This is a genomic window from Mesorhizobium sp. ANAO-SY3R2, assembly GCF_042466635.1.
Lineage (GTDB): Bacteria > Pseudomonadota > Alphaproteobacteria > Rhizobiales > Rhizobiaceae > Aminobacter.
On record NZ_CP159955.1, the window covers coordinates 795,569 to 815,859 of the forward strand.

Below are 20,291 nucleotides of genomic sequence, written 5' to 3' on the forward strand. Positions count from 1 at the left end.
GCCGCTATGGGAGCCCGGAAAAGGCCCTGATGGTCTCAGGCTTCGTCGAATATGCCTTCGAGCGTCCCGAGCAGCTTGCGCACTGCGTCGGACTTGCAGGTGTAGTAGATCATCTGCCGGTCTCGACGTGTCTCGACCAGTTCTTCGTTGCGCAAGCGTGCAAGGTGTTGAGAAAGCGCTGATTGGCTCAGCGATACCTTTTCGGCAATGGCCCCCACCGACATCTCCGTGTCGAGCAGGTGACTCATGATCATAAGCCGCTTTTCGTTGCCCATAAGCGTAAGCAAGGATGCCGCCGCTTCGGCGTTCGCCGTCAGTTTCTTTGGTCGCATGGTTACCCCGTCGAGCCGCATTGTTTTCCGGCGCCATGGGGGCAACAACGCCAGATTATCATGTCAAATCGTCAATGGAATCGATTGCAGATCTGACACTTTAAGGACAAATCAGTTTTCGCTTAAGAAATCAAGACTAGGTATAAATTAGCGAAGCCGAACGCTTAGTTTTCCCCTGTTTCTACAGCGCGTCCCGTTTTGGCCATATCCACTAGCGTTCTACGCAGGTCGGCGGCCTCCTGCAGCGGCTTTGAAAACAGCACGCGGCCGGTCTCGTCACCCAAGGCGAGGTCCATGCCTTCCGGGTCAAAGCCGCTCAGCCTCCAGCCCTTGCCGGGGAGCTTGCCGAAGTGGCCGGCATAGATGTCGATGGCGTCGCGGTGGTCCGCGTTCATGTGGTCGAGTGCCGATTGCTCGGCGCCGGCGATTGCCTCGATCTCGGAACCAGCCAGCAGCAGATCGCCGCGGGTGAGCAGGTAGGCCTTGCCGAAACCGGCATTGAGGTTGGCGCGCTCCACTTCCAGGCGGAAGGGCGCGAAGTCACCGAGTCCGGCGTAGAGCTTGGCCTTGGGGTTGCGGTTGAGGTAGCGGCGTTCGGCGCGCGCCTGCTCGGCTGTGTCGCGTTCGAGCCGCACCGCGCGGCAAAACAACGTGATGCGCGGATGGGCGAGCGGGTCGCCTTTGCCGATTTCGCCGACCAGCAGCGAGCAGCGTGGGTCGGCGACGATGCCGCGCGTATGCGCCGAGAGCCCGGAGATCAGGATCAGCGGCGTGCCGTCGACATCGGTGGCGGTACCTACCCGACTTGCCAGCGGAGACCCAGTTTCAGGCTCGATGACGGCGAGGGCGCCATGGCGCGCGGTTCGCATCAGCGCGCGCGCAAGCGCGGTCGCCTCGGCGTCGGTCTCGCGGATGACATCCTTTTTGCGCTCTTCCACGGCTTCACCTGTAAATATGAGTACTTTTGTCTACTTATCGGCTGAGGCGCGGGTTTGGCAAGGGCCAGTGCATGACCCCGAAAATCGGAATCGATTTTCGGAAAGGATCATGCACGCATTCAAAGTGCTACAGCGTCCATTGCGCGTCCCCGAGGGCGCGCGGCGCTGTAGCCTTGCCGTAACGACAAAGCCCCGGCGCTTGCGCGACCGGGGCTGCACTATAGCCGAACTGTTGGCCGGATGGCCTTATTTTGGCGCCATGCGGATCGCGCCGTCGAGGCGGATGGTCTCGCCGTTGAGCATCTGGTTCTCGACAATGTGCATGGCCAGCGCGGCATATTCCGACGGCTCGCCCAGGCGCGGCGGGAAGGGCACGGCGGCACCGAGCGAATCCTGCACTTCCTGCGGCATCGCCGCCATCATCGGCGTCTTGAAGATGCCAGGCGCGATGGTGCAGACGCGGATGCCCGAACGGGAGAGGTCGCGGGCGATCGGCAGCGTCATGCCGACGACGCCGCCCTTCGAGGCGGAGTAGGCGGCCTGGCCGATCTGGCCGTCATAGGCGGCGACGGATGCGGTGTTGACGATGACGCCGCGCTCGCCGCCCTGGAGCGGATCGAGCTTGGCCGCCGCATCGGCGAACAAGCGGATCATGTTGAAGGAGCCGATCAGGTTGACCTCGATGACCTGGCGGAACACGCTGAGCGGATGCGGACCATCCTTACCCACGGTCTTCACGCCAACGGCGATGCCGGCGCAGTTGACCAGGATGCGCGGCGTGCCGAGCTTGGCTGCGACTTCGGCGAAGGCGGCGACAGCGCTTTCCTCGTTGCTGACGTCGCAGCGCACGGCGACGCCGCCGATGTCGGCCGCGACCTTTTCGGCACGTTCGAGGCTGAGGTCGAAGATCGCGACCTTGGCGCCCTTGGCTGCGAGTGCACGTGCGGTGGCTTCGCCAAGGCCTGAGCCGGCGCCGGTAACCACGGCGATTTGCCCGTTTGGATTCATGTCAGCCTATCCTCTTCTGCTGTGAATGATCTAGGAACATGAGCCGGGCAGGCAAGCCGTCTAGGCCGACTCGAGAGCTAGTTGCGGCGTTGTCGCCAGATCGGCGTGGCAGACCTCGCCGGCGAGCTGCGCCACTGCGCCGGGCACGATCTCGTGCGCCAGGAGCCGGTTGAGGTCGACCGGGCGCGGCATTTCGATCTGTCCGCGCGGAATGCGAACAAAGCCGAGCGGGCCGTAATAGGGTTCGTCGCCGACCAGAACCACCGCGGGCTCGCCGGCCGTTGCCGCGGCAGCGAGCGCCATGGCGACCAGCTTGCGGCCGATGCCCATGTTCTTGAAGTCGGGGCGGACGGCGAGCGGCCCAAGCATCTGGGCGCGGCCTGCACCGGCAGCGATCGGTGTCATCCTGACCGAGGCGATCACCTGGCCGCCCTGCATGGCGACGAAAGACAGCGCGCGGTCGTGCGGGCCGCCCTCGCGGATCTTGTAAGCGGCGCGGGCGAAGCGGCCGGGTCCAAAGGCCTCGGCATTGATGTCGTCGATTTCGAGGTCGTGCGCGGGGGTTTCCGGCAGATAGGTCACGTCGGCAAGTTTCATGGTCTTTGCAGTCCGGTATCCGAGGAGGAGGTGCCGCGAGGCAAGCCGCAGCAGTCGCAAGTCAGCGCTTCACGCGCGTGCGCTCATTCGTCGTCGGTCAATCCGGATCATTGCAAAGTTCTGTGACATCGAAATGCCCGCTAGCATCATTTTGGAGGCTCGTCCATCGTGCATTTGGCCGATGTGCGTCTGGCGTTGACGATCCGTTCAGGGCTACGGCCTTCGGATTTGGCCAGTCCTGTCCTACATCGTGGAAAACGAAAGGATTTTGCGATGGGATTGCTGGTCGAAGGCAAATGGCAGGACCGCTGGTACGACACCAAGTCTACCGGCGGCAAATTCGTGCGTTCGCACGCCCAGTGGCGCGACTGGATCACCGTCGACGGCAAGCCGGCGGAAGGGCGCATCCGCGGCTTCAAGGCCGAGCCGGGGCGCTATCATCTCTATGTCTCGCTCGCCTGTCCGTGGGCGCATCGCACGCTGATCTTCCGGGCGCTCAAGAAGCTCGAGGACATCATCTCGGTGTCGGTCGTCCACCACTACATGGGCGAAAACGGCTGGACCTTCCGCACAGACGATGGCGCCACCGGCGACACGCTCTACGGCCTCGACTACCTGCACCAGATCTACACCAAGGCCGACCCCACCTATTCGGGCCGCGTCACCGTGCCGGTGCTGTGGGACAAGAAGGAGAAGACCATCGTTTCCAACGAGTCCTCCGAGATCATCCGCATGCTCAACTCGGCCTTCGACGAATGGGGCGATGCCTCGCTCGATTTTTATCCGGAGGCGTTGCGCGCCGAGATCGATGCCACCAATGCGCTGGTCTATCCTTCGATCAACAACGGCGTCTACCGTGCCGGCTTCGCGACCACGCAAGCTGCCTATGAGGAAGCCTTCGGCGAGCTGTTTGCCGCGCTCGACACGCTGGAGGACCGGCTCTCACGCCAGCGCTACCTCGTCGGCGACCAGTTGACGGAGGCCGACTGGCGCCTGTTCACCACGCTTGTCCGCTTCGAACCTGTTTATGTCGGGCATTTCAAATGCAACCTGAGAAGGATCGCCGACTATCCCAACCTGTCGAACTACCTGCGCGAACTCTACCAGGTGCCCGGCGTGGCGGAGACGGTGAACCTGCTGCACATCAAAGCGCACTACTATGGCAGCCATCCGACGATCAACCCGACCGGCATCGTGCCTTTGGGGCCGGAGGTCGACTTTTCGACGGCGCATGACCGGGGGCGACTGGCGAAGGCGGCTTGAGGTTTTGTCTTGGTGTGCGTCCTTCGAGGCTCGCCCGCCGAATTCCGTGCCAGCTTTGCTGCGTCGAGGCCGGCTCGCTCCTCAGGATGACGGAGGTCGGCGCAAACGCTACTCATCCTGAGGAGCGAGCGCAGCGAGCCTCGAAGGACGCAGCGAAGAGCAGTGGAGGCGTCACCAGTAGGGCGACGCTTCGGCACCGTCAAAAACTTCGGCGATGCGCCGCCGCGTCGCCGGCGTGGTCCCCTCCGGCAACGCATCAAGCGGAAAGAAACCGGCCTCGGCGATCTCGTGGTCCGGCTCTTTCGGGCGCAGTTGGCTGAAACCCTGGACCAGATAAAACGCGACATGGTCGCGCCTGGACGCCTGCTTGTTGAGGTGGATCGACTTGAGCGCAGGTGAGACGGAAAGGACGATGTTGCCTTCCTCCTCCAGTTCGCGTGCCAGCGACTCGACGAAGGTCTCGCCCACCTCGACGCCGCCGCCGGGCAGTTGCCAGCCGGGCACATAGGTGTGGCGGATCAAGAAGATAGAGTTCGTCGCCGCATCGTGCACCAGTCCGCGCACACCCAGCGTCATTGGTCGCCGGAACAGGAAATAGAGGTGGAACATGCGGCTGCGTAGGCGCGACCAGGCGCTCTGGTCAAATGGGTTGGAGACGGCGAGCCCATTCTCCATCACGGGCGCCGCCATGGCTGGAAAGCCGCCGTCGCGTATCCGAAAAGGGGCTGCTGTTCAGGCTTGCGCATATTTCCGACGCTCATCTTGGTCCGCTTTCGGATGTAACCTATCGCGAACTCGCCTCCAAGCGGTTGCGCAGCCAGTTGACGTAGCCGACCTCAAGAGGCAGGCGCCAGGCCACCTTGCGGTGACCGGAGATCTCGTCAACCTGGCGCTCGACGGTGAAATCGAACTAGCCAGGCACTGGCTCGAAACATTGGGCGCGCCGGAAGCCGTCTCGGTCGTGCCCGGCAATCACGATGCCTACGTGCCTAATGCCTTCGACAAGTCTTGCCATGCCTGGGGGCATGCGCATCGTTCGCACATCCGTCGTATCGTGATCCACGACGGTATGCGTCAAGGTTCTATTCAAGGCGCAAAAGGCGGACCAAGGCCCGCCCATTGTCTAAACGAGATCAGAAATTGTAGTTTATGCCGATCTTGAGAACATGCAGGTCGATACTTTGCTCCGTCTTTAGCACCGATCCTGCTGGAAATGCGGCTGAGCGCATATTAAAATCACCGCGGCCAAAGTCGTAGTAATTGTATTCGCCCTTTACGGAGATTTTGTCTGTTAGTGCGTGCTCGGCACCTAGGCCGATCACATAGCCGTCCACAGTCCCCTTGCCCGTTGCGACATCGTCGGCGGGAGCTAGAAGCCACGCGTTGTTTGAGAATCCCTTGCTCCAGCCTGCAGCGTAGCCAGCCGTCCCGAACAGCAATGTACGGTCAAACGCCACGCCGAGACGGCCTTTTATGGCGGCCACTGAAGTTAGCTCGCCGCCGGCGATCGCCTCGGGGCGGCTAGTATCGAAGTTGAAATCACCGTCCACATCCAGCGCAGTGTATTCACCTTCGAGGCCAAACACGAACTGGTTCATCTGCACGTTGAACCCGGCCTGTACGCCGCCAAGAAAACCATCAACATCGAACGAGTTGTCGACTGAGGGTTGATACGGGACACCGGCGATGTCGAGAAACGTCGTCCGAGCGTCGGTCTTGCCGGTTCCGTAGCCCCCGTGAACGCCGATATAAAAGCCGCTCCAGTCGTAAACTGTTGGCGCCGGCTGTTCGATGGAGGCAACATCAGCCGCAAAAGCTGAGGCTGAAAATGCGATAACGGCGCAAGAAGCCAGCGCCGCACAGTTAAATACTCTCATTTGATATATTCCCATCAACCAAGATATCCGTAGAGTGCACAGATTCAGACGGAATTCAGTGGCAATTATGTCGCAGTACAAAGATCAGTATATTGAAGAGTACTCTGTGACAATCCCCAAATTTAACAGAAGGCAACCGTCGTAATCCTTTCTTATGGCGTTCACGCGACGGGCTACCTCTTGTGGATTACTGAGCACTTCAAGGCAAGTGGCGTGATGCCAAGCATTATCTCCATGCCAGATGGATACCAGTACTCAGGCCGGAAAGCTGATGCTGGCTATGCTGGGGGTATTGCTGAGTTCTGCGCAACCTGATGCTTGAGTAGAAGCGGAAGGGCATCGCCAAGGCCAAGGTAGGCGGTAAGTACAAGGGCTGAGCGCGAACGGCGCGGCGGAAGGCATCAGAGGTTTTGGCGCTCAAGGCGCTGGGCAAGTCCGCCGATGCCATCGCCGAGGCGATTCAGGTGAGCCGTTCTAGCGCCTTCCGCGATCCCTAGGGGCGCGTGAGAGAAATTGGTTGCGTGTGGCTTCCACATTATTCGTCATCGCGGGTGAGGTTTTTGTTTCTCCCCTGTCGCAACGCGGGCTTATCGGCCACCGGCAGGAAACCCGGCGCGATTACTAAGGCTGAATTCGGGAGGATCTTCCTGGGGCTATCGGGGAAAGTGTCCGAGGTGAAGGAAATTGTGGCCTTCGACGCTCTGACCTTCATCGAGCACCAATGTGTGGAAAAGTGGCTGGCGGCACGCCAGTATTGCCTCGGTGCTTCAATCGGCAACTTACCCAGAGCGCCACCGGCCGCGCTATTCTACCAGAGCCTCTACGAGGGGGATAAAGTAGCTGTGGCGGATCAAAAAGACCGAATTGGTTGCCGCATCGTGGATCAGTCCGCGCACGCCGAGCATCATCGGGCGCCGGAACAGGAAATGGAGGTGGAACAGGCGGCTGCGTAGGCGCGGCCAGGGGTTCTGCTGCAGCGGATCGGTTTTGGGGGGCGTTTGCTATCAGGCGCGCCGCCATGGCTGGAAAGCCGCCGTCGCGTATCCTAAAAGGGGCCGATGTTCAGGCTTGCGCATATCTCCGACGCTCATCTTGGTCCACTTCCGGATGTAACCTATCGCGAACTCGCCTCCAAGCGGGTGGTCGGCTACGTCAACTGGCAGCGCAACCGCCGTCGTCACCATCATGACGGCGTCGTCGACGCTATCGTCGCCGACCTCAAGGGGCAGGCGCCCGACCATCTCGCGGTGAGCGGAGACCTCGTCAATCTGGCACTAGATGGTGAAATCGAACTGGCGAGGCTTTGGCTCGAAACATTGGGTACGCCGGAAGCCGTCTCGGTCGTGCCCGGTAATCACGATGCCTACGTGCCCGGTGCCTTCGACAAGGCCTGCCGTGCCTGGGCGCCATGGATGCGCGGCGACGGCTGCGACGGGCCGGTCAACCAGGATAGCTTTCCCTATCTGCGCGTGCGTGGAAACGTGGCGCTGATCGGCGTGTCGACGGCGCGTGCGACCGCTCCATTCATGGCCAGCGGGTTTTTTCGGGAGGGCCAGGTCGACAGGCTGGCGGGGCTGTTGGAGGAAACCGGCAGGCGCAACCTGTTCCGCCTGGTCATGATCCACCATCCGCCGGTGCGCGGGGCTGTCGGCCAGCACAAGCGCCTCCTGGGCATCGGCAAGTTCCAGCAGGTGGTCCGCCGCTGCGGGGCAGAGCTCGTGCTGCACGGCCATTCGCATCTGCCGACGCTGAACTGGATCAGGGGGCCGAAGGGACCTGTCCCCGTCGTCGGCGTTGCTGCGGCTGGTCAGGCGCCAGGCACGCACAGGCCCGCCGCGCAGTACAATCTGATCGACATTTCAGGCGAGAAGGACAGTTGGAACGTGCAACTGACACGACGCGGGTTTTCGGGCGTTGCGGTGCCGCTTGCGGAGATCGAGTCCGTCAATCTAACCGCGGCCGCACCCAGCCCGGCTGTCCTCGTCAGAAGCTGACGCCGTGGGCGGCCAGGCGTAGCCAGTAGAGTGCTGCCATGATGGCAATGCCTGCGACCGCACCGGCCACGACAAGACCCAAACCTGCGAGGAAACGCGGCCAAACGGGCTGGCCGTGGTGCCGTAACGGCGGCTCGGCTTCCGCGACCTGTTCCCTGGCGAAACTCGGCAGGGCCAGTTCGGCGCCACCTTCCATCATCTGCTGACGCTCGACGATCCGCTCGGCGATGTAACGTGTCACCTGGTCGGCGACGCGCCTGATATCGGTCGATTCCGCGAGCACGACACGGCCGATACGGGTGTCGCGCACGAAGCGGAAGGTGCGGCGGTCGCGCGCCAGTGCAACGTGGCTGACGGCGTCGATCCACAGCCGGGGCTGCAGCCCCGACGAAATCGTGAAGTCGAAATTGTCGATATCCTTGGGAACTTCGGCAAAGACAGGCTCGAGTTCGGCGGCCAGCAGCTCGAGCCGCATACGGTGCGCCTCGCGCAGGTCGACCACCACGTCGGTCCGGTCGGCCGTCGCGTTCTTGACGTCGCGTATTGCATCCGACAGCTCGCGCGACGGCTTGATCGCGGTGACGTTGTCGTCCTTCATCGCCTGTTGCCTCTGACGCCCGTTGAGCAAGAGATAACATAGTCAGGATCGCGGCGGAATTGTATCCCTGCGGGCGCGCCGCCCTGCAGGACTTGCCGTCAGGCAGCGGCCCGCGGCTGAGGATGCGGCCGGCGACGGCTCATGCGGCGTACCGCTTCGGCCACCACTTCAGGGGTTTCCTCGGGCAGCATGTGGCCGACTTCCAGCACATGATGGATCAGGAAGCCCGAAGGCAGGCCCTCGGCCTGGGAGTAGGGCACGACATTGTCGTCCGTTCCCCAGACCACCATCACCGGCATGTCGAGCGTCGCGATCGTGTCACGCGGAATGGCCCCCTGGCGTTCGCCGGCCGTGATCGCCGCGGCGACTTCCACCAGCTTCTCGGTTTGTCCGGGGCGGGCGCGCATCTCGACCAGATGCTGGACCGAAGACTCGGGCACCGTGCTGTCGGGGCTCGACATTTCCTGCAGGCAGAGGCGAATCTCGTCGGCCGAGGTCGCGGCCGCGTAGCGCCTGAGCAGCGGCACGTTGATCTCCGTGCCGTAGCCGCCCGGCGCAAGCAGGGTCAGAGAGGCGACGCGCTGGGGATCCTCAATTGCTGCCAGGGTTGCCACCGCACCGCCCATCGAATGGCCGACAAAATGAGCGCGCTCGATGCCCCGCGCGGCAAGGTCGGCCAGCACCGCCTTCGCAGCGACCTTGGCCGGTCCCGCCTTCGGATAGTCGAGTGATCGTCCGTGGCCCGGCAGATCGTAGGCGATCGTCTTGTACCCACCATCGAGCTTTTCAACGACATCGTCCCAGATATCGCAGCAGCTACCGAACCCATGAAGCAAGACCACCACGTTCTTGCCGTTGTCCTGGACGGCTGCATGAAGGGAGTAATTCATTTGCTTGAAAAAACCCGAAGCTCAATCCGTCAAAATTGTAGGTATAAAGTATGGGGACTTACAACACTGTATGAACGCACAATTCGGCATTATGCAGAAAATCGTACCGAAAAAAAGATAGGAATCTCAGCCCTGCTGTCCCAAGCCAGCGGCGCGCAGCGCTTTGGTCAGCGATCTTGTCAGCTCTTCGGGATATTTGGACTTGGTGAAAACTGCGGCCGGATCGGAAGCAAAGGCCGGGTAGGTGTCGGAAATCTCCTTCGCCAGTGCCGTCGCCAGTTGCTCGTCGCCAACGAAATGTGCGGCGACTAGCCGCGCAGCGAGATAGTGCGGCCTCTTCGTGGTGGCCAGCGTATTGGCGGCCCGCGCCGCCGCATGGCGGTTGCCGAGCATGAACTCGCCCAGGAACAGGCCGTAGTCCCACCAGACGGGATGCGCGCTTGTGCTCTCGGCGGCGCGTTTGATGATGGGCACGCCTTCGCTGTAGCTGCCGGACAGGACAAGGGCGTAGCCATAGCCGGCCGCCATCGTCAGGTCGTATGTGTTCAGTTCATAGGCCTTGCGTATCCAGTGGATGGCTTCGGTCGGGTCGCCCGTGCGCGATTGCAGGTAGCCAAGTGCGCGATGCGCGTAGGGGCTGGCGGTTCCCATCTGCACGGCATTGTGGGCGAGCGCATTGGCGGCCTCGGAGGTGGCATCCGGAGGATAGGGGTACTTGGCGGTTACGGCTTCCAGTTGCAGCGAGGCCAGTTGGGCGAGGATGATCGGCGACTTGGCCCCGCGCCGCGACAACTCCTGCAGGCACTGGTAGGCGGCGCGGTGCTTGGTGGCGCTTTGCTCCATGTAGAAGTCGTCGCTGAGCAGCAGGCAGCTCACCAGCCCACTCTGGAGCCTGTTCTGCTCGATATAGGCATAGATCAGGCCCGAAACCGGGATTGCCGACGTAACGATCTCGGCGATTCGCTCGTCAATGACATCCGGCCCGATTTCCTGCGCGGTCAGGACGCGGGACATCAGAATGCGGCCGCTGGCCATGTGCTGCAGTTCGATTAGCACCGTCCCACTGCTGGGGCCGGGGTTGACCGTAAAGTCGAAATCGGTGGCGTCGGCGCGCTTCTCCGCTTCGTCCCGGTTCCGGGCAATCAGGTTGATTGAGTCGAAGCCCGAGAGCGCGGTTCGCAATACGGTGCTGACGCGTGCGGTGTCTCCGCCGTCCGAGCCCGAATGGATGTGTACCGCCGGCAATTGGTCGATGGCGCCGCTGATGCTGGCCGTGGGGCCAGGAAAATCAGCCACTTCGGCACCGGTTGGGGCGCCGATGTTGCGGAAGACCAATATGCCGAGCATGGCGATGACCAGCGCCATTGCCGCCCAGAAGTAGCGCAGCTGACGCCGGAAACTGGTGCTGGAATATCCGGTATCGGGACGAGTTACGTCGGCTGCGCGCTCGGCCTGTTCAGGCAATGGTTCGGCAGGCGCTGCAGTTTCGGGGGGCTGCGCTTCGTCGGGGCCGGGGGCCTCGGGGATGCATTCCGCCGTGGCCTCATATGTCGGGACATAGCTGCCGCGCGGAATGGCGATCCGCACCGGATCGTCGGCGCCTTCCGCGGCATAATATTGGGCGAGAAGTTCACGCAGCCGGCCCGCCTGCACGCGCACCACGGCATCGGTCGCGGAATCGAATTCGGCGTCCCTGCCGAAGACATCCACAGCGATGGCAAAGCCCTTCAGCCGCTCGGCCTCGCCGGCAAGCTCGCGTTCCACCAGATAGCGCAGCAGCTTGCGTGCCCGATCGGACCGGGCAAAGGTCTCGCTGGCAACAAGCCGCTCAAGCGCTTCGCGCACTGCGGGGGCAGCAGGCGTGGAGGCAACCAAGTATCGACCCTTTTCGAACCGGCATGAATGGCCCGATCATAGTCGGCTGGAGTTGTCGCACAAGCTCTCTGTACGGTAATGCACAAACGCCCCGCCTGTTATCCACGGGCGAGGCGTCTTTGCTTTGGCGTTAACCTTAACAATTTGACCGGAAACTGTAAGCAATTTCCGGTGACCCTGATATGGGTTTAGCGCATCAGGATCCGGTTGGCCGCCGAGACCACCGCTTCGAGTGACGCTGCCACGATGTTGGTGTTGATGCCGGCGCCAAACAGCCGTCCGCCCGGATACTCGACCTCCATGTAGCAGATCGCCGAGGCGTTCGAGCCGCGCTGGATCGAATGCTCGGAGTAGTCGAGCACCGACAGGTCGATGCCGATGTGGCGCGAAAGTGCATCGACGAAGCCGTCTATCGGGCCGTTGCCGGTGCCGGTGATCGTCACTTCCTTGCCGTTGTCGACAATGGTCGCCTCGACGACGCGTCGGCCCTTCATCACCGTATCGGGGAAGGTCTGGTGATCGACGAACTTGAGGCGCGCGCCGGGCTGGTCGACATAAACCTCGAGGAAGCGCTCGTGGATGCGCTTCGGCGAAACTTCCTTGCCTTCGGCATCGGTGATCGCCTGGATGTCCTGGCTGAACTCCACCTGCAGGCTGCGCGGCAGGTTGAGGCCGTAGTCGGCCTGCAGCACGTAGGCGATGCCGCCCTTGCCTGACTGCGAGTTGATGCGGATGATCGCCTCATAGCTACGGCCGACGTCTTGCGGGTCGATCGGCAGGTAGGGCACTTCCCAATGTGGCGTGTTGGCCTTCTTCAGCGCCTTCATGCCCTTGTTGATGGCGTCCTGGTGCGAGCCGGAAAATGCCGTGTAGACCAGTTCGCCGACATAGGGGTGGCGCTCCGGAATACGCAGCTGGTTGGAATATTCGTAGACGTCCTTCATCCGGTTGATGTCGGTGCAGTCGAGCATCGGGTCGACGCCCTGGGTGTACATGTTGAGCGCGAGCGTGACGACGTCGACATTGCCGGTGCGCTCGCCGTTGCCGAACAGCGTGCCTTCGACGCGGTCGGCGCCCGCCATCAGGCCGAGCTCGGTGGCGGCGATGCCGGTGCCGCGGTCATTGTGCGGATGCAGCGAGATCAGCAGGTTCTCGCGGTTGTCGAGCTGGCGGCACATCCATTCGATGCGGTCGGCATAGATGTTGGGTGTCGACATCTCGACCGTCGAGGGCAGGTTGACGATCAGCTTGTTGTCCGCCGTCGGCTTTATGATCTCGGTGACCGCGTTGCAGATCTCCAGCGCCACTTCGAGTTCGGTGCCGGTGAAGCTTTCCGGCGAGTACTGGAAGCGGTAGCCGCCGCCGGCCTTGGCCGCCATGTCGGCGATCATCTTGGCAGCGTCGGTGGCGATTTGCTTGATGCCGGCGACGTCCTTCTCGAACACCACGCGGCGCTGCAACTCGCTGGTCGAGTTGTAGAAGTGGACGATCGGGTTCCTGGCGCCCTCGAGCGCTTCGAAGGTGCGGGTGATCAGTTCGGGGCGGCACTGGACCAGCACCTGCATCGACACATCGTCGGGCACATTGCCCTGCTCGACGGTCCAACGGGCAAAGTCGAAGTCGGTCTGCGAAGCTGAGGGGAAGCCGATCTCGATTTCCTTGAAGCCCATGTCGAGCAGCAGCTGGAACATGCGCGCCTTGCGGTCGTGGCCCATCGGGTCGACCAGCGCCTGGTTGCCGTCGCGCAGGTCGACCGAGCACCAGATCGGCGCCTTCTCTATGCGCTTGGACGGCCAGGTGCGGTCGGCGAGGTTGATGGTCGGATAGGGCGGATATTTCGTCGCCGCGTCCGGCATGCCCTTGATGCGGCTGATTTCCTGTCTCGCGTTCATCTCTTCACTCCTGCGCGCGCCTCGGCCGATCCGGCGCCGGCTGCGCGCTCATGCTTGGTTCTTAAAGGTCTTTGGATGGCAAAGGAGCAAGCGCCTGCGCGGCTTTTCGACCGCCGGGTGCCCCTTAGCGAGCCCGGCGATCGCCGATAAGACCGAGAAGAAGAAGAGCAGAAGAGAGGGCGCGCAGCGTCTCGCCCGCAAAGGCGGTCGGACGGGAAACGGTGTGAACCTGGCGCGAATTCATGGCGTTTCCTTACAGGAGCCATTTGCCCGGCGCAAGGGGAGCCGCGTCGGTGCGGTGGAAGACGGGATCATGGCGCGGCCATCGGCATCGGGGTCCACACTTGACTGATGCTCAACATGGTGATTGAATATCAACCAATCGGTTGATGAAAGGCGCCGCATGTCTCACCCTTCGCACCTGCATGTCGTCGGCGAGGTCTCACCGGCGGAGGAAGAGGCGGAGACGCTGAACCTGGTCTTCGCCGCGCTCGCCGATCCAGTGCGGCGCGAGATACTCGACCGCCTCGATGGCCAGGACCTGCTGGTGTCCGAGGTTGCTTCGCATTTCGACATCTCGCTGCAGGCGGTGTCGCGCCATATTCAGGTTCTGGTGCGCGCCGGCATGGTGGCCCAGGAGCGCACCGGCCGCATCAGCCGCTGCCGTCTGGACGCGGGGCCGATCTACGGCGCCACCGTCTGGCTCAACCGCTACAGCAAGTACTGGCAGGCCCAGTTCGATCTGCTGGCCGTCACGCTGGATGAAATCGAGCGCGAGAAATTGACCCAGGCACGGGAGGTTAGCGGTGAGACGCCGGCTTCGTCGCCTGGGGGACGCCTCAAGGACAACAGTCCAAAAACGGAGGAATGACCATGACCACGCACAGCATCGTCTCCCAAGAGGAATGGACCAGGCAACGCCGGGAACTTCTGGTCAAGGAAAAGGAATTCACACGTCTGCGCGACGAGTTGAGCCAGGCGCGTCGCGACCTGCCATGGGAGCGCGTTACCAAGGCCTACGATTTCGACGGCCCAAACGGCAAGGTCACGCTTGCCGAGGCGTTCGACGGGCGCAGCCAACTCGTCGTCTACCACTTCATGTTCGCGCCTGAGTGGGAGAACGGCTGCAAGAGCTGCTCGTTCTGGGCCGACAATTTCAACGGCATCGTACAGCATCTCAACCAGCGCGACGTCAGCTTCGCGGCTATCTCACGCGCGCCGCTGGCCAAGCTGCTGACCTTCGCCGACCGGTTGGGCTGGAGCTTCAAATGGCTGTCGTCGGAAGCCAGCGACTTCAACTACGACTACAACGTCTCGTTCCGCCCGCAGGACCTTGAGGGTGGCAAGGGCGTTTACAACTACGCGCCGCTGACGATGAACATGACGGACCTGCCGGGCGTCAGCGTGTTCTACAAGGACGCGGACGGTGCGATCTATCACACCTATTCGGCCTATTCGCGCGGCATCGACATTCTCAACACGGCCTATAACTATCTCGACATCGTGCCCAAGGGCCGCGACGAGGCGGACCTGTCGCACCCGATGGCCTGGGTGCGCCTGCACGACCAGTATGCCGCCTGAAGGCGGCTGGAGGACCGGCAATGAAATATCGTGACGCTCAGGCGAAGCTCACCGACTACCGCCACCAGATCGCCGAGATACGGGAGAGGATGCGCAGCACCCAGACTGCCGTCGAGCCCGAGGAGGTGCAGGACTATGCGTTTGCCGTGCCGGAAGGCACGGCGAGCCTGTCGTCGCTGTTCGGCGACAAGGACACGCTGTTTGTCATCCACAACATGGGCAGCGGCTGTTCAAGTTGCACCATGTGGGCTGACGGCTTCAACGGCGTCTACCATCACCTGCGCGACCGGGCCGCCTTCGTCGTGTCGTCGCCGGAAGCGCCCGAGGAGCAGCGGAACTTCGCGGCCAGCCGCAACTGGCGTTTCCCGATGGTCTCGACCGTTGGCACCAGCTTTGCCGTGGACATGGGATACCGCGCCGACAATGGCCGCCCGCTGCCGGGCGTGTCGGTGTTCAAGCGTCGGGACGGCAGGATCTTCCGTGTCTCCGACACCGGCTTCGCGCCGGGCGACGACTTCTGCACGGTGTGGAGCCTGTTCGAGCTCATCCCCGAAGGCTCTGCCGGCTGGCGCCCGAAGTTCTCCTACGCAGGCTGACCGGGTCTACTCCCTGATCGCCCTGGCGACGAGCCGCGCCAGGGCCGGTCCGAACAGCAGCACGATCAGGAAGCGCAGCATCTGCAGCGTCAGCACGAAGGACAGGTCGACGTTGTCGGCGGCAGCGGCAATGATGGCGATGGAATCCATGCCGCCGGGGCTGGTCGCCAGATATGCGGTCAACGGATCGACGCCGAGCAGGTGGTGCAGGCCCCAGGCCAGCAAACCGCAAAAGGCCATGAGCGCTGCGATCGAGCCGACCACCTGCGGCAGCGCGCGCGCCGCGTGGCGCAGGATCGGACGGGTGAAGCTCAGCCCGATCGACCAGCCGACCAGCGCGTAGCCGGTGGCCAGCAGCCATTCGGGGAGTTGCATCTCGACCCCGAAGCCAAGGTGAACGATTGCGCCGACGACCATGGCGCCGACGAAATAGGGCGAGGGGATGCGCAGCAGGTGGCCGAGCGTGCCGCCACCGACTGCCACGGCCAGCATGGCGCCGAAGGCAGGCCAGTCGATTGCAGGAAACCAGACCACAGCCGCCTGCTCGACCCCTGACGTGTCGACCCACAGGCGCGCAACAATGGCGGCCGTGACCGAAACCAGGATGACGCGCAGATATTGCATGAAGGCGACGAGGCGCGCGTCGGCGCCGAAGGCATCGGCCATCAGCACCATGGCGGTAGCCGCCCCCGGCGCCGATCCCCAGACGGCGGTCGTGCCCGGCAACACCTTGAGCCGCGAGATGAACCAGCCGAGAAAGCTGCTGGCTGCAACAGTGGCCACGGCCGCGCCGAGAAACAGCGGCCATTCGGCAAAAAAGACGCCAAAGACGCCGGTCGAAATGGAACTGGCGACGAGGCAGCCGATCAGGGCCTGGGCCGACACGAATAGCGCTTTGGGCACGCGCACCGTAGCGCCGTTGCTGCCAATGACTATAGCGACCAGCATCGGCCCCACCAGCAAGGCTGCCGGCAGGTGGACGAATTCCAGCGCGCCGGCGACCAGCACCGAGCAGCCGAGCAGCAATATCCATTGCTGCCATGGCTTCACAACAGCAAGCGGTGCGGGCGACTGCGGAACGGGCTTCATCAATCCGTCATAGCCCTATTCGCGCGGTGGTGTCAGCCTGCCGAGCGCGGATTTCGCTTGGGGATTGCGTTGCTGCGCACCTTGGGTTGCGTTGCCCAGAAAATATTTGCCGTTTGTCTGTGGGTGAAATTCCCACCGTTAAGGAGATGCGCCGAGGTCAAACTCATGAATATCCAAGGAATATCAAAATTCAGTCTCCGAATTTCCGGAGAATTCCGCAGTTTTCCAGATGCCGGAACTGGCGGTTGTTGGTGGTGGATACTACCCATGGTTTTGACTGGGTTGCGGTAAGCCTTTGGGGCGCGGGTACACCATTTCCCGCTTCGCAGTGGAGAACCGGGCAGGCGATCTCGAAGATATCGGCTCAACGCATTCGGTGGATACGGCGTTCCATGCCATCACCGCACGTCTGAGCTGGAAGTTCAACTAAACCGGAGGGGGGCCGGGCGCATCGGTTCGAGTGAGGCGTTTCCTCGAGCCGATGCGCATTTTTTCATTCTGATTTCGTGGTTTTCCGCGACAAGCCTCACAGGCTTTTCAGGCGAACGGCACCGCCACCGTGCCTTTGGGCAGCTTGGCCTCGTCATCCGGCTCGACATGGATGATGACGCGGACCGAGGGGATTTCCTCTTTCAGCGCATCTTCGATCCTGTCGCAGATGACGTGGCTGTCGCCGACGCTCATGTCGGCGTCGACCACAAGATGGAACTCGATGAATGTGGCGCGCCCGGCGATGCGCGTCTTGAGGTCGTGAACCTCGATTGCGCCCTTTGAATTGGCCGAGATGATATCGCGGATACGCATATGGTCGTCGAGATCGACCGCGCGGTCCATCAGCCCGTTCATCGAAGAACTGATCACATGCCAGCCCTGCCACAGGATGTTGAGCGCAACGATCACCGCTAGGGCCGGGTCGAGGATTTGCCAGCCGGTGACGATCGCTGCGACCAGACCGGCCAATACGCCGGCCGACGTCACGACGTCGGTCATGATGTGGTGGCCGTCGGCGACCATCGCCGGCGAGCGTTCGGCGCGACCGACGCGGATCAGCATGCTTGCCCAGAACGCATTGATGACGGCGGCAAAGCCGTTGATGCCGAGGCCCAGCCAGGGCTCTTCGGTGTTCATCGGCACGCCCCAGCTGCGCCAGACTTCGAACAGGATCAACAGGGCCGCGACCACGATCAGCACGCCTTCGAGCACGGCTGAAAAATACTCGGCCTTGTGGTGGCCGTACTGGTGGTCAAGGTCGGCCGGCTTGTGGCTGATCTTGATCGCCCAGAATGCGGCCATCGCGGCAACGACGTTGACGATCGATTCCAGCGCGTCCGAATAGAGCGCCACCGAGCCGGTCAGCCACCAGGCGACGAACTTCAGGCCCATCACCAGCGAGCCGACGATGATCGACCAGAAGGCGAGCTTCGCGACGCGTCGCTTGGCTGCCGATGGCTGGCTGCGTGGGGCAGTCTGGGTTTCGCTCTGGGCCATGGTCTCGCTTCAATTATCGGCTCCGCCCCGCGGTCGGAAAACCGCGGAGTGGGTAGGTTTCAGATGTCTGCTAGGCCGCCTTGTCCTTGGCCTTGCGTGGCATATGCGCGACAACGTTCTCGATCATGCGCATGCCCGCGTCGTGGCCGAGGGTCATGATCGATTCGGGATGGAATTGCACGGCCGCGATCGGCTCTTTCCTGTGCTCAAACGCCATGATGACGCCATCCTCGGTTTCGGCGGTGACCTCGAAGTCGGCGGGCAGGCGCACCGGATCGGCGAAGATCGAATGATAGCGGCCGACCGTCACTTCCTTCGGAAGACCAGAGAAGATGATGCCCGGCTTGGAGACGCGGATGCGCGAGGGCTTGCCGTGCATCGGCACGTGCAACTGCCTGAGTTCGCCGCCATAGGCCTCGGCCAGTGCCTGCAGGCCAAGGCAAACGCCGAAGATCGGCAGGTCGCGCGTCCGCGCCTTCTTGATGGTGGCAGCGGTATCGAAGTCCTTCGGCGTGCCGGGGCCGGGGGAGAGCACCACCAGGTCCGGCTTGATCCGGTCGAAGATCTCCTCCGGCACAGGCGAACGCACGGTCGAAACCTCGGCGCCGGTCTGGCGGAAATAGTTGGCCAGCGTGTGGACGAAGGAGTCCTCGTGGTCGACGAGCAGGATCTTCACGCCCTCGCCGACGCGGGCGGTCTTGCGTTCGGTGCCGGCGGCATTGCCGGTCTTGGCGTCACGAATGGCGGACAGCATGGCGGAGGCCTTCAGTTCGGTTTCGGCTTCTTCTTCCTCGGGAACGGAATCGTAGAGCAGGGTCGCACCCGCACGCACTTCGGCGATGCCGTCCTGGATGCGGATGGTGCGCAGCGTCAGCCCCGTGTTCAGGTCGCCGTTGAAGTGCACCATGCCGATCGCACCGCCATACCAGGCGCGCGGGCTCTTCTCGTTCTGTTCGATGAAGCGCATCGCCCAGAGTTTTGGCGCGCCGGTGACGGTTACCGCCCAGGCGTGGCTCAGGAAGGCGTCGAAGGCGTCCATTCCCTCACGCAGGCGACCCTCGATGTGGTCGACGGTGTGGATCAGCCGCGAATACATTTCGATCTGGCGGCGGCCGATGACGCGCACCGAGCCAGGTTCGCAGACGCGTGACTTGTCGTTGCGGTCGACGTCCGAGCACATGGTGAGCTCCGACTCGTCCTTCTTCGAGTTGAGCAGTTTGAGGATCTGCTCGGAGTCGGAGATGGCGTCGTCGCCGCGCTTGATGGTGCCCGAGATCGGGCAGGTCTCGACGCGGCGGCCGTTGACGCGCACGAACATCTCGGGCGATGCGCCGATCAGATATTCGCCTTCGCCCAGATTGATGAAGAACGAATAGGGCGAGGGGTTGATGGTCTTGAGCCGGCGCGAAATCTCCGAGGGTGCCGTCTCGCAGCGCTCGTAGAACATCTGGCCGGGCACGACCTCGAACAGGTCGCCACGCTTGAAGCTGTCCATCGCCCGGCGCACCAGTTGCGCATATTCGCCGGGCTCATGGTCGCCGCGCGGCGGAATGCGGTCGGAAGTCTTGAACGGTTCTGCCACCTGCTCGCGCGGCAAGCCAAGCGTGGAAAAACCTTCGCCCGAATAGTCGTAGCGGTCGTGCCAGGCCTGGGCCGAATAATGGTCGACGACCAGGATCTCGTCGGGCAGGAACAGCACCAGGTCGCGCTGGCTCTGCTTGCGCTCGAGCTTGTGTTCGACCGGGTCGAACTGGAAGGCGAGGTCGTAGCCGAAGGCGCCGTAGAGGCCGAGATTGCTGTCTTCCCCGGTCTTGAACAGCGCGGTGATGGCGCGCAGTACGGTGAAAACCGAAGGCACGCGCGAGCGTTCCTCCTCGGTGAAAACGCGGCCGGGCTTTTCGACCTCGAGCGCGATCAGGCCCTTGGACGTCTCCCCGATCGTCACTTCCTTGAGCGCCGAGAGCGTTTTGCCGATCACTGGCAGCAGCGCTTCGCCGCGGGCGTTCAGCGCCTCGATCTTCATTGCGCGGCCATGTGCGGAAATCACCACCGGCGGGTCGATGATGGCGGTATCCCATCGAGTGTAGCGGCCGGGATATTCGTAGTTGGAGGAAAAGACCGCGCCGCGCCGGCTGTTCAGCCCGTCGAGGTAGGTCTCGATCGCCCCGGCATAGGCGGTTTCGTGGCGCTGGCGCGTAATCGCGATGCCACCTGCGGTGACAAAGCGCTCGGCGCCGTTCTCAAGGATTTCCACCGTCATTCCCGTCTCCATC

Annotated in this window: 18 protein-coding genes and 2 pseudogenes; 6 read left to right on the forward strand and 14 right to left on the reverse strand. The window is 62.7% G+C overall.

The genetic code is table 11. The features are described from left to right. Positions 1 to 35 precede the first annotated feature (35 nt). The 4 genes from ABSY17_RS08595 to ABSY17_RS08610 all read right to left on the reverse strand — a co-directional run bounded on the left by ABSY17_RS08595 (position 36) and on the right by ABSY17_RS08610 (position 2,875). Positions 36 to 332: an ArsR/SmtB family transcription factor gene (locus tag ABSY17_RS08595; RefSeq protein ID WP_378952536.1), complete on the reverse strand. Its 297-nt coding sequence runs from the start codon at positions 330 to 332 to the stop codon at positions 36 to 38. Positions 333 to 496: 164 nt separating this feature from the next. After that, complete coding sequence (locus tag ABSY17_RS08600; RefSeq protein ID WP_378949265.1) at positions 497 to 1,270, reverse strand: HugZ family protein; 774 nt, start codon at positions 1,268 to 1,270, stop codon at positions 497 to 499. 246 nt (positions 1,271 to 1,516) lie between these two features. Then, positions 1,517 to 2,278, reverse strand: coding sequence for a 3-hydroxyacyl-CoA dehydrogenase (locus tag ABSY17_RS08605; RefSeq protein ID WP_378949268.1), 762 nt, complete (start codon positions 2,276 to 2,278; stop codon positions 1,517 to 1,519). A 60-nt stretch (positions 2,279 to 2,338) separates the two neighbouring features. Continuing rightward, positions 2,339 to 2,875, reverse strand: coding sequence for a GNAT family N-acetyltransferase (locus ABSY17_RS08610; protein WP_378949271.1), 537 nt, complete (start codon positions 2,873 to 2,875; stop codon positions 2,339 to 2,341). Between the two features lie 273 nt (positions 2,876 to 3,148). Between ABSY17_RS08610 and ABSY17_RS08615 the strand changes: the two genes are divergently transcribed. After that, on the forward strand, positions 3,149 to 4,138 hold the full coding sequence (locus tag ABSY17_RS08615; RefSeq protein ID WP_378949274.1) for a glutathione S-transferase family protein: 990 nt from the start codon (positions 3,149 to 3,151) through the stop codon (positions 4,136 to 4,138). Between the two features lie 171 nt (positions 4,139 to 4,309). Here the strand turns inward: ABSY17_RS08615 and ABSY17_RS08620 are convergent, their stop codons facing one another. Continuing rightward, complete coding sequence (locus ABSY17_RS08620; RefSeq protein WP_378949277.1) at positions 4,310 to 4,828, reverse strand: NUDIX domain-containing protein; 519 nt, start codon at positions 4,826 to 4,828, stop codon at positions 4,310 to 4,312. A 38-nt stretch (positions 4,829 to 4,866) separates the two neighbouring features. Between ABSY17_RS08620 and ABSY17_RS08625 the strand changes: the two are divergent. Next, a pseudogene (locus ABSY17_RS08625) lies at positions 4,867 to 5,159 on the forward strand (metallophosphoesterase family protein); the annotation flags it as partial. A 112-nt stretch (positions 5,160 to 5,271) separates the two neighbouring features. On the opposite strand, the gene ABSY17_RS08630 reads toward ABSY17_RS08625, so the two are convergent. Continuing rightward, positions 5,272 to 6,015, reverse strand: a complete 744-nt coding sequence (locus ABSY17_RS08630) for an outer membrane protein (protein ID WP_378949280.1) — start codon at positions 6,013 to 6,015, stop codon at positions 5,272 to 5,274. Positions 6,016 to 6,851: 836 nt separating this feature from the next. After that, positions 6,852 to 6,992: pseudogene (locus tag ABSY17_RS08635) on the reverse strand (DNA mismatch repair protein MutT); the annotation flags it as partial. A gap of 81 nt (positions 6,993 to 7,073) precedes the next feature. Between ABSY17_RS08635 and ABSY17_RS08640 the strand changes: the two are divergent. Beyond that, positions 7,074 to 8,009, forward strand: coding sequence for a metallophosphoesterase family protein (locus tag ABSY17_RS08640; protein WP_378949283.1), 936 nt, complete (start codon positions 7,074 to 7,076; stop codon positions 8,007 to 8,009). Here ABSY17_RS08640 and ABSY17_RS08645 read toward each other — a convergent pair. From ABSY17_RS08645 to leuA, 4 genes are all read right to left on the reverse strand, one after another. Continuing rightward, on the reverse strand, positions 7,999 to 8,607 hold the full coding sequence (locus ABSY17_RS08645; RefSeq protein ID WP_378949286.1) for a hypothetical protein: 609 nt from the start codon (positions 8,605 to 8,607) through the stop codon (positions 7,999 to 8,001). The genes ABSY17_RS08640 and ABSY17_RS08645 overlap by 11 nt on opposite strands. 98 nt (positions 8,608 to 8,705) lie before the next feature. Further along, positions 8,706 to 9,497, reverse strand: coding sequence for an alpha/beta fold hydrolase (locus ABSY17_RS08650; protein ID WP_378949289.1), 792 nt, complete (start codon positions 9,495 to 9,497; stop codon positions 8,706 to 8,708). 126 nt (positions 9,498 to 9,623) lie between these two features. Then, on the reverse strand, positions 9,624 to 11,372 hold the full coding sequence (locus ABSY17_RS08655) for a tetratricopeptide repeat protein (protein ID WP_378949292.1): 1,749 nt from the start codon (positions 11,370 to 11,372) through the stop codon (positions 9,624 to 9,626). A gap of 188 nt (positions 11,373 to 11,560) precedes the next feature. Further along, positions 11,561 to 13,264: a 2-isopropylmalate synthase gene (leuA, locus tag ABSY17_RS08660; protein ID WP_378949295.1), complete on the reverse strand. Its 1,704-nt coding sequence runs from the start codon at positions 13,262 to 13,264 to the stop codon at positions 11,561 to 11,563. 403 nt (positions 13,265 to 13,667) lie between these two features. Between leuA and ABSY17_RS08665 the strand changes: the two genes are divergently transcribed. The 3 genes from ABSY17_RS08665 to ABSY17_RS08675 are packed head-to-tail and all read left to right on the forward strand — an operon-like array spanning position 13,668 to position 15,441. Next, positions 13,668 to 14,135 carry an ArsR/SmtB family transcription factor gene (locus ABSY17_RS08665; RefSeq protein WP_378949298.1) on the forward strand — a complete coding sequence of 156 codons (468 nt, stop codon included), beginning with the start codon at positions 13,668 to 13,670 and terminating at the stop codon, positions 14,133 to 14,135. A gap of 2 nt (positions 14,136 to 14,137) precedes the next feature. After that, positions 14,138 to 14,845, forward strand: a complete 708-nt coding sequence (locus tag ABSY17_RS08670; RefSeq protein WP_378949301.1) for a DUF899 domain-containing protein — start codon at positions 14,138 to 14,140, stop codon at positions 14,843 to 14,845. Positions 14,846 to 14,865: 20 nt separating this feature from the next. After that, on the forward strand, positions 14,866 to 15,441 hold the full coding sequence (locus ABSY17_RS08675; protein ID WP_378949304.1) for a DUF899 family protein: 576 nt from the start codon (positions 14,866 to 14,868) through the stop codon (positions 15,439 to 15,441). A 6-nt stretch (positions 15,442 to 15,447) separates the two neighbouring features. Here the strand turns inward: ABSY17_RS08675 and ABSY17_RS08680 are convergent, their stop codons facing one another. From ABSY17_RS08680 to ABSY17_RS08690, 3 genes are all read right to left on the reverse strand, one after another. Beyond that, positions 15,448 to 16,530, reverse strand: a complete 1,083-nt coding sequence (locus tag ABSY17_RS08680; RefSeq protein ID WP_378949306.1) for an AbrB family transcriptional regulator — start codon at positions 16,528 to 16,530, stop codon at positions 15,448 to 15,450. A gap of 537 nt (positions 16,531 to 17,067) precedes the next feature. Next, positions 17,068 to 18,018 (reverse strand): cation diffusion facilitator family transporter, encoded by a 951-nt coding sequence (locus ABSY17_RS08685; protein ID WP_378949308.1) that lies wholly within the window; start codon positions 18,016 to 18,018, stop codon positions 17,068 to 17,070. Positions 18,019 to 18,088: 70 nt separating this feature from the next. Then, complete coding sequence (locus ABSY17_RS08690; RefSeq protein ID WP_378949311.1) at positions 18,089 to 20,278, reverse strand: anthranilate synthase; 2,190 nt, start codon at positions 20,276 to 20,278, stop codon at positions 18,089 to 18,091. Between the last annotated feature and the right edge of the window lie 13 nt (positions 20,279 to 20,291).

Excerpts from the sequence above, each read along its gene's own strand:
- ABSY17_RS08595 (WP_378952536.1), bottom strand. The coding sequence starts at position 332 with ATGCGACCAAAGAAACTGACGGCGAACGCCGAAGCGGCGGCATCCTTG.
- ABSY17_RS08605 (WP_378949268.1), bottom strand. The coding sequence starts at position 2,278 with ATGAATCCAAACGGGCAAATCGCCGTGGTTACCGGCGCCGGCTCAGGC.
- ABSY17_RS08610 (WP_378949271.1), bottom strand. The coding sequence starts at position 2,875 with ATGAAACTTGCCGACGTGACCTATCTGCCGGAAACCCCCGCGCACGAC.
- ABSY17_RS08615 (WP_378949274.1), top strand. The coding sequence starts at position 3,149 with ATGGGATTGCTGGTCGAAGGCAAATGGCAGGACCGCTGGTACGACACC.
- ABSY17_RS08620 (WP_378949277.1), bottom strand. The coding sequence starts at position 4,828 with ATGGCGGCGCCCGTGATGGAGAATGGGCTCGCCGTCTCCAACCCATTT.
- ABSY17_RS08630 (WP_378949280.1), bottom strand. The coding sequence starts at position 6,015 with ATGAGAGTATTTAACTGTGCGGCGCTGGCTTCTTGCGCCGTTATCGCA.
- ABSY17_RS08640 (WP_378949283.1), top strand. The coding sequence starts at position 7,074 with ATGTTCAGGCTTGCGCATATCTCCGACGCTCATCTTGGTCCACTTCCG.
- ABSY17_RS08645 (WP_378949286.1), bottom strand. The coding sequence starts at position 8,607 with ATGAAGGACGACAACGTCACCGCGATCAAGCCGTCGCGCGAGCTGTCG.
- ABSY17_RS08650 (WP_378949289.1), bottom strand. The coding sequence starts at position 9,497 with ATGAATTACTCCCTTCATGCAGCCGTCCAGGACAACGGCAAGAACGTG.
- leuA (WP_378949295.1), bottom strand. The coding sequence starts at position 13,264 with ATGAACGCGAGACAGGAAATCAGCCGCATCAAGGGCATGCCGGACGCG.
- ABSY17_RS08665 (WP_378949298.1), top strand. The coding sequence starts at position 13,668 with ATGTCTCACCCTTCGCACCTGCATGTCGTCGGCGAGGTCTCACCGGCG.
- ABSY17_RS08670 (WP_378949301.1), top strand. The coding sequence starts at position 14,138 with ATGACCACGCACAGCATCGTCTCCCAAGAGGAATGGACCAGGCAACGC.
- ABSY17_RS08675 (WP_378949304.1), top strand. The coding sequence starts at position 14,866 with ATGAAATATCGTGACGCTCAGGCGAAGCTCACCGACTACCGCCACCAG.
- ABSY17_RS08680 (WP_378949306.1), bottom strand. The coding sequence starts at position 16,530 with ATGAAGCCCGTTCCGCAGTCGCCCGCACCGCTTGCTGTTGTGAAGCCA.
- ABSY17_RS08685 (WP_378949308.1), bottom strand. The coding sequence starts at position 18,018 with ATGGCCCAGAGCGAAACCCAGACTGCCCCACGCAGCCAGCCATCGGCA.
- ABSY17_RS08690 (WP_378949311.1), bottom strand. The coding sequence starts at position 20,278 with ATGACGGTGGAAATCCTTGAGAACGGCGCCGAGCGCTTTGTCACCGCA.